We start from the raw sequence: 14,164 nt of genomic DNA, 5'->3' as shown, positions 1-14,164 counted from the left end.
TGTGGGAGGGGGCTTGCCCCCGATGAGGCCAGTGTTAACAACACACCCAGGGGAAACACCATGACCAGCACCGCCCACACCCAAGTCGTGCAAAAACAATTCGGCGAACAGGCGTCTGCCTACCTGAGCAGTGCCGTGCACGCCCAAGGCACCGAATTCGCGCTGCTTCAGGCTGAACTGGCCGGGCAGGGCTCTGCGCGACTGCTGGACCTGGGCTGCGGTGCCGGCCATGTGAGTTTCCATGTGGCGCCGCTGGTCAAGGAAGTGGTGGCCTACGACCTGTCCGAGCAGATGCTCGACGTGGTTGCTGCCGCCGCCAAGGATCGTGGCTTGGGCAACATCACCACCGTGCACGGCGCCGCCGAGCGCCTGCCGTTCGCCGATGGCGAATTCGACTTCGTGTTCAGCCGTTATTCGGCGCACCATTGGAGCGACCTCGGCCTGGCCCTGCGCGAAGTGCGCCGGGTGCTCAAACCGGGCGGCGTGGCGGCGTTTGTGGATGTCTTGTCACCGGGCAGCCCGCTGTTGGACACTTACCTGCAAACCGTCGAAGTGCTGCGCGATACCAGCCACGTGCGCGATTATTCCGCCGGGGAGTGGATGCAACAGCTCAGCGAGTCCGGTCTGCACGTGCGCACTAGCAGCCGCCAACGCTTGCGCCTGGAATACACCTCCTGGGTCGAGCGCATGCGCACGCCAGAGGTATTGCGCGCTGCAATCCTTGAGCTGCAGAAGGCCATGGGCCAGGAAGTGCGCGATTATTACGAAATTCAGGCCGACGGCACTTTCAGCACCGACGTACTGGTGGTCTTCGCCGAACGCTGATCGATTTTTCCCGACCTGCCCACGGGCGGGTCGCTTGATGAAATGAGGAACGCATGAGCAAGCAGATTCTGATTCTCCCTGGCGACGGTATTGGTCCGGAAATCATGGCCGAAGCGGTCAAGGTGCTGGAACTGGCCAACTCCAAGTACAGCCTGGGCTTCGAGCTGAGCCACGACGTGATCGGCGGCGCGGCCATCGATAAGCACGGCGTGCCCCTGGCCGATGAAACCCTGGACCGCGCCCGTGCGGCCGATGCCGTGCTGCTCGGCGCCGTGGGTGGCCCGAAATGGGACAAGATCGAACGTGACATCCGCCCTGAGCGCGGCCTGCTGAAAATCCGCGCGCAACTGGGCCTGTTCGGCAACCTGCGCCCGGCGATCCTCTACCCGCAACTGGCCGACGCGTCGAGCCTCAAGCCGGAAGTGGTGGCGGGCCTGGACATCCTGATCGTGCGTGAACTGACCGGCGGTATCTACTTCGGCTCGCCACGCGGCGTGCGTGAGCTGGAGAATGGTGAGCGCCAGGCCTACGACACCCTGCCGTACAGCGAGAGTGAAATCCGCCGTATCGCCCGCGTCGGTTTCGACATGGCCCGTGTGCGTGGCAAGAAGGTCTGCTCGGTGGACAAGGCCAACGTCCTGGCCTCCAGCCAACTGTGGCGCGAAATCGTCGAAGAGGTGGCCAAGGACTACCCGGACGTCGAACTGAGCCACATGTACGTCGACAACGCCGCCATGCAACTGGTACGTGCGCCGAAGCAGTTCGACGTGATCGTCACCGACAACCTGTTCGGCGACATCCTGTCCGACCAGGCCTCGATGCTCACCGGTTCCATCGGCATGCTGCCGTCGGCGTCCCTGGATACCAATAACAAGGGCATGTACGAGCCTTGCCACGGCTCGGCGCCGGACATCGCGGGCCAGGGCATTGCCAACCCGCTGGCGACCATCCTGTCGGTCTCGATGATGCTGCGTTACAGCTTTAACCTGAGCGACGCTGCGGACGCGATCGAGAAAGCCGTGAGCCTGGTGCTGGACCAGGGCTTGCGCACCGGCGACATCTGGTCGCAGGGTTGCACCAAGGTGGGTACGCAAGAAATGGGCGACGCAGTAGTCGCCGCGCTGCGGAATCTGTAATCTCTCGGGCCCGCTTGCAGTTGTTGCTGCAAGGCGGCCCACTTTTTAACAAGGTGTAGTTGCGATGAAACGTGTAGGTCTGATCGGTTGGCGCGGTATGGTCGGTTCCGTGCTCATGCAGCGGATGCTGGAAGAGCAGGATTTCGATCTTATTGAGCCGGTGTTTTTCACCACTTCGAATGTAGGTGGCCAAGGGCCGTCCGTGGGCAAGGATATTGCCCCGCTCAAGGACGCCTACAGCATTGAAGAGCTGAAAACCCTCGACGTGATCCTGACCTGCCAGGGTGGCGACTACACCAGCGAAGTCTTCCCCAAGCTGCGTGAAGCCGGCTGGCAGGGTTACTGGATCGACGCCGCCTCGAGCCTGCGCATGCAGGACGACGCCGTCATCATCCTCGACCCGGTCAACCGCAAGGTCATCGACCAGCAACTGGATGCCGGCACCAAGAATTATGTGGGCGGCAACTGCACCGTCAGCCTGATGCTGATGGGCCTGGGTGGCCTGTTCGAAGCCGGCCTGGTCGAGTGGATGAGCGCCATGACCTACCAGGCGGCGTCCGGTGCCGGCGCGCAGAACATGCGTGAGCTGATCAAGCAGATGGGCGCGACCCACGCCGCTGTCGCCGATCAACTGGCCGACCCGGCCAGCGCGATCCTCGACATCGACCGCCGTGTGGCCGAAGCCATGCGCAGCGATGCCTACCCGACCGAGAACTTCGGTGTGCCATTGGCCGGCAGCCTGATTCCGTGGATCGACAAAGAGCTGCCGAACGGCCAGAGCCGCGAAGAGTGGAAGGCCCAGGCCGAGACCAACAAAATCCTCGGCCGGTTCAAGAGCCCGATCCCGGTGGATGGCATCTGCGTGCGCATCGGCGCCATGCGCTGCCACAGCCAGGCGCTGACCATCAAGCTGAACAAAGACGTGCCGATCGCCGATATCGAAGGGCTGATCAGCCAGCACAACCCCTGGGTCAAGCTGGTGCCGAACAACCGCGACATCAGCATGCAGGAGCTGAGCCCGACCAAGGTCACCGGCACCCTGAATGTACCGGTGGGCCGTCTGCGCAAGCTGAACATGGGCACTCAGTACCTGGGCGCGTTCACCGTCGGCGACCAACTGCTGTGGGGCGCGGCCGAGCCGCTGCGTCGCATGCTGCGGATTCTGCTGGAGCGTTGATCGCGTAAGGCGATAAGAGAAACCCGCGCTCTGGTGACAGGCGCGGGTTTTTTATTGTTCTTTCGGGCGCTATCGGGGGCAAGCCCCCTCCCACATTCGACCGAATTTCAACGTTGAAATGCTGTTCACTGCGGGAGGGAGCTTGCCCCCGATAGCGCCATCAGCCACTCGATCAGCCCCAGGCTAATTGCCTCCCCCCCAGCCACCCGGTAAAGTGCCGCTCCCCCCGCCATGCCCGAGGTAGCCCCCCATGACCCAGACCTTTGAAATTGCCGTGATCGGTGCCACTGGTACGGTCGGCGAAACCCTGGTGCAGATTCTCGAAGAGCTGGAATTCCCGGTGGGCACCCTGTACCTGCTGGCGGGCAGTAACTCTGCTGGCGCCTCGGTGCCGTTTCGCGGCAAGAACGTACGGGTCAAGGAGGTCGACGAATTCGATTTCAGCAAGGCGCAATTGGCCTTCTTCGCTGCAGGCCCTGCGGTCACCCTGAGCTTCGCGCCGCGTGCCACGGCGGCGGGTTGCGCGGTGATCGACTTGTCGGGAGCCTTGCCCGCCGAGCAGGCGCCTCAGGTGGTGCCGGAAGCCAATGCCCACGTCCTTGAGGGGTTGAAAAAGCCGTTCCAGCTAGGCAGTCCGAGCCCGTCCGCCACTAACCTGGCGGTGGTGCTGGCGCCGTTGCGCGGCTTGCTGGACATCCGGCGTGTCGCCGTCACTGCCAGCCTGGCGGTGTCTGCCCAAGGCCGCGAAGCCGTCAGCGAATTGGCACGTCAGACCGCCGAGCTCCTGAACGTGCGCCCCCTGGAACCGAAGTTCTTTGACCGGCAAATGGCCTTCAACCTGTTGGCACAAGTCGGCACGCCAGACGCCCAAGGTCATACCGCCTTGGAAAAACGCCTGGTTCACGAACTGCGCGCAGTCCTGGAATTACCTTTGCTAAAGATTTCCGCAACGTGCGTTCAAGCCCCGGTGTTTTTTGGCGATAGCCTGACTGTGTCACTGCAGTTGGGCGCGGCGGTCGATCTCGCCGCCGTCAACCGGGCATTGGAGGCCGCGCCGGGTATCGAACTGGTAGAAGAAGGTGATTACCCTACAGCCGTGGGCGACGCAGTGGGCCAGGATGTGGTTTATGTAGGCCGGGTGCGCGCGGGGGTGGATGACCCGGCTGAACTAAATCTGTGGCTGACGTCAGATAACGTACGCAAGGGCGCAGCCCTTAACGCCGTGCAACTGGCGCAGTTGTTGATAAAACGCCTTGCGTAAAAGATACTTGGCGGCAATTTGTAGATTGATTCTAACCAGGCGCTATGCTTGGCCCCAAGCAGGAACAATTGCGCGTCGGTGACCTATCGGCTCGCCATGCCTTATGGCAAGCGGTTACCAACCTTCTCGCAGGCCGGGGAGTGTTCAAACAAAGGATGAGGCTATGGTTCAAGTTCGCAAACTGGTGTTAGCAATAGCGGCCGCCTCGGCGCTGTCCTCCGGTATGGCGCAGGCGCTGCAGCTGGGGGAGATGACCCTAAAGTCGACGTTGAACCAGCCGTTGTCGGTGGAAATCGAATTGCTCGATGTCGGTGGCCTCACGGCGTCCGAGATCACCCCGAGCCTGGCCTCATCCCAAGCGTTCGTGGACGCGGGCGTCGATCGCCGGGCGTTTCTCGATGACCTGACGTTTACCCCGGTCATCAATCCCAGTGGTCGCAGCGTGGTGCGCGTCACCTCCAGCAAGCCGCTGCCGAATTCCTACGTACGTTTCCTGCTGCAGGTGCAATGGCCCAATGGCCGCCTGATGCGCGACTACAGCGTGTTGCTCGACCCGAGCAAGTTTGACCAGCCCGCTTCGAGTGCCGCAGCACCTGCTCCGCGCTTGGGAGCGTCTGCCAATGCTGCGCCCGCTGTGAGCAAGCCGGTTCAGCACACCACCACCTCCCGCGACACCCTGTGGGAAATTGCGCAGAAGCACCGCAATGGCGGCTCGGTGCAGCAGACCATGCTGGCCATTCAGGCACTCAACCCCGGCGCCTTTATCGATGGCAATATCAACCGCCTGAAAACCGGCCAGGTGCTGCGCCTGCCGGACACCGTACAAAGCACTGCGTTACCGCAACCTCAAGCAATCGCCGAAGTGACGGCGCAAAATGCCGCCTGGCGCCAGGGTCGGCGCGCGGCTGCCAATCAGGTAGCCGGCAAGCAGCAACTGGACGCCACCAAGCGCGCCCAGGCCGGCAATGCGCCGTCGACCACCAATGCCAAGGACAACCTGAGCCTGGTCTCGGCTGAAGCGGCCAAGAAGGGCGGCAAAGGCAAGGCCGGTGACAGCCAGGTCCTGAGCGACAAGCTGGCGATGACCCAGGAGCAACTGGACACCACTCGCCGCGATAACGAAGAACTCAAGAGCCGTGCGGCAGATTTGCAAAGTCAGTTGGATAAACTGCAAAAGTTGATTCAACTGAAAAACGATCAACTGGCCCGTTTGCAGGCAGACAAAGGCGACCCGGCGGTACCGGCGACGGCAGCGATGCCCGCACAGCTGACAAGCGACCCGGCCGCCACGCCGGCAGCACCCGCTGCACAGGCCGCCGCGCCAACGCCAACCCCGGCTGCGTCGGCACCTGAGGCGGCTAAACCAGCCGCCGCACCTGATACCACCGAAGGCAAGTTCAATGATCTGCTGACCAACCCGGTTGTCCTCAGTGTGATCGGTGGCGCGGCTGGCCTGGTACTGTTGCTGCTCCTGCTGCTGTGGGCGCGCCATCGCAACGCCCGCCGTGAAGAGGAAAAGCACTTGCGCATGGCGCGGGCGCTGGCTGAAGAGCCGGAATTTACCTCGAACATCGAACAGGACCTGCCGTCGGACAGTTTCGAAGGCCTCGAAGTGCCGCCGCCGAACGTCAAGCTGGCAGCCGCTCCGGCCCCTGCTCAAGTGGTTGCGCCAGCGGTGGCGGTTCCGACGGTTGCCTCCGTGCTCGCACCGCTTGCCGCTGCCGTGGCCCCGCAAAACGCCAACGATGCCCTGGCGCAAGCCCAGTCCCATATCGACCGTGGTCATTTGAACCAGGCCGCCGATGTGCTGGAACAAGCGATCAAGCACGAGCCCAAGCGCAGCGACCTGCGGTTGAAGCTGATGGAAGTCTACGGCCTGCAAAGCGACAAGGACGGTTTCGTCACCCAGGAGCGTCAACTGGTGGCCAATGGTGAGAACCATGCCCAGGTCGAGCAGCTCAAGTCGCGCTTTCCTGCTATGGCCGTATTGGCCGCGGGCGTCAGTGCCGCAGTTGCCGCGGCCGCGCTTGATGCTCAGTACGTCAAGGAGTTGCTGGAAGACAAGCCGGCGGCCCCGGCCACCGAGCCCGGCGCACTCGACACCGATTTCGATTTGAGCCTGGATGACCTGGAAGCGGCTTCCCCGGCCAACCTGGACGACGAGCAGACGTTTGCCGCGCTCCTGGAGCAGCAATCGGCGCCCAAGGCCGGCGAGGAAAACCTGTCGGACTTTGACCTCGACCTACAACTGAATACCCCGGCGTCCGAGCAATCCGACGACGACTTCCTTTCCGGTCTTGAGGATCAGATGAAGGATGCGCCGGCGGTCGAGCCGCCGACGCTGACCCCGTCGGCGCCGGATGACTTCGATTTGCCGGAGGATTTCGACCTGTCCCTGGCGGACGAACCAGACGCAGTCGCCAAGCCTGATGCCTTCGCTTCGGAACTGGACGATGTCAACGCCGAACTCGATCGCCTGTCCCAGAGTCTGGAAAATCCGCCCATCGAACCTTCTTTTACCGCTGAAGACGCAGCGTTGGGCGATGATGAACCGGAGTTCGACTTCCTGTCCGGCACGAATGAAGTCGCCACCAAGCTCGACCTCGCCCAAGCCTATATCGACATGGGGGATGCCGACGGCGCGCGGGACATTCTCTCCGAAGTGCTCACTGAAGGTGATGAGGCGCAGCGCGGCGAGGCCAAGGAAATGCTCGGCAAAATCTGAGGGGTGATGCAGGTCCAGTGTGGGAGAGATCAATCCCTAACAAAAGCGCACGCCACGCAGCTGCCGCATTTATAATGGCCGCCTTCGCGCAACTCATCAGGCTCTCAGTTCTTGGCAAATATAGATAACCCGGCCGCCGAAATGGCGGCCGCTGGCTTTTACCGCATCGCTCTCGGCGTGGAATACAAAGGCTCGCGCTATCGCGGCTGGCAGCGCCAGGCGTCAGGCGTGCTGACGGTGCAGGAAACCCTGGAGAAGGCCTTGTCCAAGGTCGCCGATTCGCCCGTATCGCTGATGTGCGCCGGACGTACCGATGCCGGCGTGCACGCCTGCGGCCAGGTGGTGCACTTCGACACTCAGGCTGAACGCACGATGAAGGCATGGGTGATGGGCGCCAATATCAATTTGCCCCATGACGTCAGCGTCAGTTGGGCCAAGGTCATGCCTGCGCACTTTCATGCGCGCTTCAAGGCCATTGCCCGGCGTTATCGCTATGTGATCTATAACGACCAGATCCGTCCCGCGCACCTCAACGAAGAAATCACCTGGAACCACCGTCCGCTGGATGCCGAACGCATGGCCGAGGCTGCGCAGCACCTGGTGGGTGTGCATGATTTCAGCGCATTCCGTGCCGGCCAGTGCCAGGCCAAGTCGCCGATCAAGGAAGTCCATCACCTGCGGGTGACCCGCCACGGCAAGATGATCGTGCTGGACATCCGCGCCGGCGCCTTCCTGCACCACATGGTGCGCAACATTGCCGGTGTTTTGATGACCATAGGCACTGGCGAACGGCCGGTGGAGTGGGCCAGGGAAGTGCTGGAAAGCCGCATCCGCCGCACGGGCGGCGTCACGGCGCATCCGTTTGGCTTGTACCTGGTGGATGTGGAGTACCGCGACGAGTTCGAGCTGCCGCAACGCTTCATCGGGCCACACTTCCTCACAGGGTTCAGCGAACTTGACGGCTGACGCCCGGAAAAGCTTTTGTTACCATCCGGGACTTTCTCGGTCCAACCCCTGAGGTTTCTACGATATGTCTGCCGTTCGCAGCAAGATTTGCGGGATTACCCGCATAGAAGACGCGCTGGCGGCAGTCGAGGCGGGGGCGGATGCCATTGGTCTGGTGTTTTATGCCAGGAGCCCACGGGCGGTGAATGTGTTGCAGGCGCGGGCAATCATCGCTGCGTTGCCGCCGTTCGTGACCACCGTGGGCTTGTTCGTCAACGCCAGCCGCTGCGAGCTCAATGAAACCCTGGATGCCGTACAGTTGGATATGCTCCAATTTCACGGCGACGAAACCCCGGATGAATGTGAAAGCTACCAGCGCCCGTATATCAAGGCGTTGCGAGTCAAGGCGGGTGACGACATCGCGCGTGCCTGCGCTGCCTATTCCGGCGCGCGTGGCATTCTGTTGGACACGTATGTCGAAGGCGTACCGGGTGGGACCGGCGAAGCGTTTGATTGGTCGCTGATCCCCGAGGGGCTGAGCAAGCCGATCATCCTCGCCGGTGGGCTCAATCCCGCGAATGTCGCGGCGGCTATCGAGCAGGTTCGACCGTATGCCGTGGATGTCAGCGGTGGGGTAGAGCAAGGTAAGGGCATTAAGGATCACAGCAGGATTCGCGCATTCATGCAGGCCGTGCGCAACAGCAGTGGCGGGATGTGACGGCTGGCAGTCTGCCGCCGTCCATAACTACCACTGTGTAAAACAGCCCGGTGCCGCCTGAGGGAGGCTCGGAAATGAAGTGGCAACCTGCACTGGCAGGCTGTCTGGAAGGCTGAGGATGCAGGCTGGAAATGGCAGGTCGAACGTCTGACCCCGTCCAGCCTGTGTCATCGCCACATATGAATTTAGCTCAAGGGCATACGCGGGGCTGTGTTCAAGCCACCGGTACTGGAGAAAGAAAGCATGAGCAACTGGTTAGTAGACAAACTGATCCCTTCGATCATGCGTTCCGAGGTGAAAAAAAGCTCGGTTCCTGAAGGTCTGTGGCACAAGTGCCCATCCTGCGACGCGGTGCTGTACCGCCCCGAGCTGGAAAAGACCCTGGATGTTTGCCCCAAGTGCAACCACCACATGCGTATCGGCGCCCGCGCCCGCATCGACATCTTCCTCGACGCCGACGGCCGTAACGAGCTGGGCGCCGACCTGGAGCCGGTTGACCGTCTCAAGTTCCGCGACGGCAAGAAGTACAAGGACCGCCTGACCGCTGCGCAAAAGCAGACCGGTGAGAAGGACGCGCTGATTTCCGTCAGTGGCAAGCTGCTGGGGATGCCGGTGGTGGTGTCGGCGTTCGAGTTCTCCTTCATGGGTGGCTCCATGGGGGCCATCGTCGGCGAACGCTTCGTGCGCGCCGCCAACTACGCCCTGGAAAACCGTTGCCCGATGATCTGCTTCGCCGCCTCCGGTGGTGCGCGGATGCAGGAAGCGTTGATCTCCCTGATGCAAATGGCCAAGACCTCCGCGGTGCTGGCGCGTCTGCGCGAAGAAGGCATTCCGTTCATCTCCGTGCTGACCGACCCAGTCTACGGCGGCGTTTCCGCCAGCCTGGCGATGCTCGGCGACGTGATCGTCGGTGAGCCAAAAGCCCTGATCGGCTTTGCCGGCCCGCGCGTGATCGAGCAGACCGTGCGCGAGAAACTGCCGGAAGGCTTCCAGCGCAGCGAGTTCCTGCTGGAGCACGGCGCAATCGACCTGATCATCCCGCGCGGTGAACTGCGTCCACGCCTGGGTAGCCTGCTGGCGCAGATGATGGGCCTGCCGACACCTGTTTACGTCGCGCCTAAAGTCGAGCCGATCGTTGTACCCCCGGTGCCTGCGAACCTATGACCCAACGTACCCTGGGCGAATGGCTCGCCTACCTTGAGCAGTTGCATCCGTCCGCCATCGACATGGGCCTGGAGCGCTCGCAACAGGTAGCGGCCCGCCTTGGGTTGGGCCGGCCGGCACCGCGAGTGATCACGGTGACCGGCACCAATGGCAAAGGCTCTACCTGCGCCTTTGTTGCCGCGCTGCTGCAAGCCCAAGGGCTGAAAGTTGGCGTGTACAGCTCGCCGCACCTGCTGCGTTACAACGAGCGGGTGCAACTCAATGGCGTCGAAGCCACTGATGAGCAACTCTGCGAAGCCTTCGCTGCACTCGATGCCGGGCGAGGCGAGATTTCCCTGACTTACTTCGAAATGGGCACCCTGGCGGCGTTCTGGCTGTTCGAGCGTGCGCAACTGGATGTGGTTGTATTGGAAGTGGGCCTGGGCGGACGCCTGGACACCGTCAACGTGGTGGATGCCGACCTGGCGCTGGTCACCAGTATTGGCGTGGACCATGCCGACTACCTGGGGGATACCCGCGAGTCCGTGGCTTATGAAAAGGCCGGGATTTTCCGCCAGGGTAAGCCTGCGCTGTGCGGTGATCTGGATCCGCCGCAGCCCTTGCTGGACAAGGTGCGTGAGCTGGATTGCCCATTCTTCCTGCGTGGCCGCGAATTCAATCTTGATATCGGTGACCGGCACTGGCAGTGGCGCGGGCGGGATGCGCGTGGGCTGGCTGTAGAGCTGCGCGATCTGCCCTTGCTGAATCTGCCGATGGAAAACGCCGCGCTCGCGCTGCAAGCCTATCTGTTGCTGGACCTGCCTTGGCATGCTGAGCAGATTGCTGCGACGTTGCTGGCGACTCGCGTGGTGGGGCGTCTGGACCGTCGCGGGTTCGACTGGCACGGTAAGCGCCTGAACCTGCTGCTGGATGTGGGGCATAATCCCCATGCAGCGCAGTACCTGGCAAAACGCCTGGCGCGCACGCCGCCGGTGGGGCGTCGCCTTGCTGTATTCGGTTTGCTCGCCGATAAGGACTTGGAGGGCGTGGTTGCGCCGTTGCTGGACAGCGTCCAGGCATGGGCGGTCGCGCCGCTGGACACGCCCCGTAGTCGTCCGGCCCATGAGCTTGAGATCGCGTTACAGAACCTTGGTGCGCCCGTGGCGTCGTATGCAGGCGTGACTGCTGCCCTGGAGGCTCAGTGCGCGGTGGCGACGGCCGAGGACGAGATTCTGTTGTTCGGATCATTTTATTGTGTTGCCGAGGCGCTTGAGTGGTTGGCCCGGCGCTCCACGGAGGAAGCTGCACATGGCATTACTGGATAGCGCATACAAGCAGCGAATGGTTGGAGCCCTCGTGCTGGTGGCATTGGCGGTGATTTTCCTGCCGATGCTGTTTTCCCGTCAGGACGAGCAGCGCCAAGTGGTCGTCGAGGCCCCGGCTGCGCCCCAGGCCCCGGCGGTACCGCAAGTGCAGGTTGAACCGGTGGTAGTACCGGAGCCGCAGGCATTGCCGGAAGAAGAGCCCGTGCCGACTGATGATGAGGTGGCCGCGCAACAGGCGCCGTCGATGCCGGTTCAGCCAAGCGTCCCGGTGGTCAAGCCGACACCTGCTCCGGCGGTCGCCGCCAAGCCTGCGACGCCTGCGCCCAAGCCTGTAGCGCCGCAGCCTGCTGCGCCGGGCAAGCCGGATGTGGGTCAGAGCCGTATCGATCCGAATGGTTTGCCGATCAGTTGGTCGATCCAGGTGGCCAGCCTGGGCAATCGCGAAGGCGCTGACGCCTTGCAGAAGAAGCTGCGTGCCCAGGGTTACAACGCCTACATCCGTAGCGCCGACGGCAAGAATCGGGTGTTTATCGGGCCGCTGATCGAGCGCGCAGAGGCCGACCGGCTGCGGGATTTGCTGGACCGTCAGCAGAACCTGAAAGGCTTCGTGACCCGTTTCCAGCCTGAGCGCGGCTGAGCCCGCATCGATTCCAGCCTGGAATGCAATCAAATGTGGCGGGGTTGAAATCGGGCCGGCCCGCCACAAACTATTGATTTGCAAAGCAGCCGCAATCACAGCTTACCGACAGCCCGACGCTCTGCTAAAATGCGCCGCCTTATCCGTCCGTAGGCTCAAACGTGCCATTTACCTGGGTTGACTGGGCGATCGTTGCAATCGTCGCCATCTCCGCTTTGATCAGTCTAAGCCGCGGCTTCGTAAAAGAAGCACTGTCGTTGCTGACCTGGATCATCGCAGGAGTCGTAGCCTGGATGTTCGGCGGTTCATTGTCGGTCTACCTGGCCGGATACATCGAGACACCTTCGGCTCGTGTCATCGCGGGCTGCGCCATCATGTTCATCGCCACGCTGCTGGTGGGGGCAATGGTCAATTATCTTATTGGCGAGTTGATACGTGTCACCGGCCTCTCCGGGACCGATCGATTTCTCGGCATGGCCTTCGGCGCTGCGCGTGGCGCGTTGCTGGTGGTCGTGGCGGTCGGGCTGTTGAGCCTGGGGCCGGTACAGCAGGATTCGTGGTGGCAGGAGTCGGTACTCGTGCCAAAATTTCTATTGGTTGCAGATTGGTCCAAGAACCTCATATTGGGGTGGAGCAGTCAGTGGCTGGCCAGCGGAATCAGCGTACCCGCTGATCTTCCGTTCAAGGAACACCTCTTGCCGGCCAAAACGCCGCAGTAAGCTGTGTTCAGTCAAGATTCATTAAGTAGGGGTTGCGTCGCATGTGTGGCATCGTCGGTATCGTCGGTAAGTCGAACGTCAATCAGGCGCTGTATGACGCGCTAACCGTCCTCCAGCACCGCGGCCAGGACGCTGCCGGTATTGTGACCAGCCACGACGGCCGGTTATTCCTGCGCAAGGACAATGGCCTGGTACGTGACGTGTTCCATCAACGTCACATGCAGCGCCTCGTCGGGCACATGGGCATTGGCCATGTGCGTTACCCGACCGCCGGTAGCTCGACTTCGGCCGAAGCTCAGCCGTTCTACGTCAACTCGCCTTACGGCATTACCCTGGCGCATAACGGTAACCTGACCAACGTTGAGCAACTGGCCAAGGAGATTTACGAATCTGACCTGCGCCACGTCAACACCAGTTCCGACTCGGAAGTGCTGCTCAACGTGTTCGCCCACGAGCTGGCCCAGCGCGGCAAGCTGCAGCCGACCGAAGAAGACGTGTTCGCCGCCGTGATCGACGTGCACAACCGTTGTGTCGGCGGTTATGCCGTCGTTGCGATGATCACCGGCTACGGCATCGTGGGCTTCCGTGACCCGCACGGTATTCGCCCAATCGTGTTCGGCCAGCGTCACACCGATGAAGGCGTCGAGTACATGATCGCGTCCGAAAGCGTATCCCTGGACGTGCTGGGCTTCACCCTGATTCGCGACCTCGCGCCGGGCGAAGCGGTGTACATCACCGAAGACGGCAAGCTGCACACCCGGCAGTGCGCCGTCGCGCCGAAACTCACCCCGTGCATCTTCGAACACGTCTACCTGGCGCGTCCGGATTCGATCATCGACGGCGTTTCGGTATACAAGGCGCGCCTGCGCATGGGTGAGAAGCTGGCCGACAAGATCCTGCGCGAGCGTCCCGAGCACGATATAGACGTGGTGATCCCGATCCCGGACACCAGCCGTACCGCTGCGCTGGAGTTGGCCAACCACTTGGGCGTCAAGTTCCGCGAAGGCTTCGTGAAGAACCGTTACATCGGTCGCACTTTCATCATGCCGGGCCAGGCTGCGCGCAAGAAGTCGGTGCGCCAGAAACTCAACGCCATCGAGCTGGAGTTCCGCGGCAAGAACGTGATGCTGGTGGACGACTCCATCGTACGCGGCACCACCTGCAAGCAAATTATCCAGATGGCTCGCGAAGCCGGTGCGAAGAACGTGTACTTCTGTTCCGCAGCGCCTGCCGTGCGTTACCCGAACGTGTACGGTATCGACATGCCGAGCGCCCACGAACTGATCGCCCACAACCGCACGACCCAGGACGTGGCCGACCTGATCGGCGCGGATTGGCTGATCTACCAGGACCTGCCGGACCTGATCGAAGCGGTCGGCGGTGGCAAGATCAAGATCGAGCAGTTCGACTGCGCCGTGTTCGACGGCAAGTATGTGACCGGCGATGTCGACGAGGCCTACCTGAACAAGATCGAGCAGGCGCGTAACGACTCGTCGAAGATCAAGACCCAGGCGGTCAGCGCGATCATCGATCTGTACAACAACTGAGTAGAC

At 62.1% G+C, this 14,164-nt stretch carries 12 protein-coding genes; all 12 read left to right on the top strand.

Annotation, left to right across the window (positions count from 1 at the left end; all coding sequences use genetic code 11):
* The first annotated feature begins 60 nt into the window (after positions 1-60).
* The 12 genes from HCF10_RS21605 (at position 61) to purF (ending at position 14,158) form a co-directional block, all read left to right on the top strand.
* Complete coding sequence (locus tag HCF10_RS21605; protein ID WP_131700513.1) at positions 61-825, top strand: class I SAM-dependent methyltransferase; 765 nt, start codon at positions 61-63, stop codon at positions 823-825.
* A gap of 53 nt (positions 826-878) precedes the next feature.
* On the top strand, positions 879-1,961 hold the full coding sequence (gene leuB, locus HCF10_RS21600) for a 3-isopropylmalate dehydrogenase (protein WP_017530190.1): 1,083 nt from the start codon (positions 879-881) through the stop codon (positions 1,959-1,961).
* A gap of 64 nt (positions 1,962-2,025) precedes the next feature.
* Positions 2,026-3,138 (top strand): aspartate-semialdehyde dehydrogenase, encoded by a 1,113-nt coding sequence (asd, locus tag HCF10_RS21595; protein ID WP_027604071.1) that lies wholly within the window; start codon positions 2,026-2,028, stop codon positions 3,136-3,138.
* A 250-nt stretch (positions 3,139-3,388) separates the two neighbouring features.
* Entirely contained in the window at positions 3,389-4,399 is a 1,011-nt protein-coding gene (locus HCF10_RS21590; protein WP_145336303.1) for an aspartate-semialdehyde dehydrogenase, read from the top strand.
* Between the two features lie 163 nt (positions 4,400-4,562).
* On the top strand, positions 4,563-7,124 hold the full coding sequence (locus tag HCF10_RS21585) for a FimV/HubP family polar landmark protein (RefSeq protein WP_167656361.1): 2,562 nt from the start codon (positions 4,563-4,565) through the stop codon (positions 7,122-7,124).
* Positions 7,125-7,265: 141 nt separating this feature from the next.
* Entirely contained in the window at positions 7,266-8,090 is an 825-nt protein-coding gene (gene truA / locus HCF10_RS21580) for a tRNA pseudouridine(38-40) synthase TruA (protein ID WP_131700548.1), read from the top strand.
* A 64-nt stretch (positions 8,091-8,154) separates the two neighbouring features.
* On the top strand, positions 8,155-8,787 hold the full coding sequence (locus tag HCF10_RS21575) for a phosphoribosylanthranilate isomerase (RefSeq protein ID WP_131700517.1): 633 nt from the start codon (positions 8,155-8,157) through the stop codon (positions 8,785-8,787).
* Between the two features lie 243 nt (positions 8,788-9,030).
* On the top strand, positions 9,031-9,951 hold the full coding sequence (gene accD, locus HCF10_RS21570; RefSeq protein ID WP_027604076.1) for an acetyl-CoA carboxylase, carboxyltransferase subunit beta: 921 nt from the start codon (positions 9,031-9,033) through the stop codon (positions 9,949-9,951).
* On the top strand, positions 9,948-11,255 hold the full coding sequence (gene folC / locus HCF10_RS21565) for a bifunctional tetrahydrofolate synthase/dihydrofolate synthase (RefSeq protein WP_167656360.1): 1,308 nt from the start codon (positions 9,948-9,950) through the stop codon (positions 11,253-11,255). The genes accD and folC overlap by 4 nt, the downstream gene beginning before the upstream one ends.
* Positions 11,239-11,892 (top strand): SPOR domain-containing protein, encoded by a 654-nt coding sequence (locus HCF10_RS21560; protein WP_131700519.1) that lies wholly within the window; start codon positions 11,239-11,241, stop codon positions 11,890-11,892. Before folC ends, HCF10_RS21560 begins: the two co-directional genes overlap by 17 nt.
* A gap of 161 nt (positions 11,893-12,053) precedes the next feature.
* Entirely contained in the window at positions 12,054-12,611 is a 558-nt protein-coding gene (locus HCF10_RS21555; protein ID WP_003192538.1) for a CvpA family protein, read from the top strand.
* Positions 12,612-12,652: 41 nt separating this feature from the next.
* The gene (purF, locus tag HCF10_RS21550; RefSeq protein WP_027604079.1) at positions 12,653-14,158 is read left to right on the top strand and encodes an amidophosphoribosyltransferase; all 1,506 of its coding nucleotides are present in this window, start codon (positions 12,653-12,655) and stop codon (positions 14,156-14,158) included.
* The last annotated feature ends 6 nt before the right edge of the window (positions 14,159-14,164 follow it).

Origin of the sequence: Pseudomonas sp. B14(2022) (assembly GCF_012030485.1) — a bacterium.
In the GTDB taxonomy this organism is placed as follows: Bacteria; Pseudomonadota; Gammaproteobacteria; order Pseudomonadales; family Pseudomonadaceae; genus Aquipseudomonas.
This window is presented reverse-complemented; position numbering and strand designations above follow the sequence as displayed.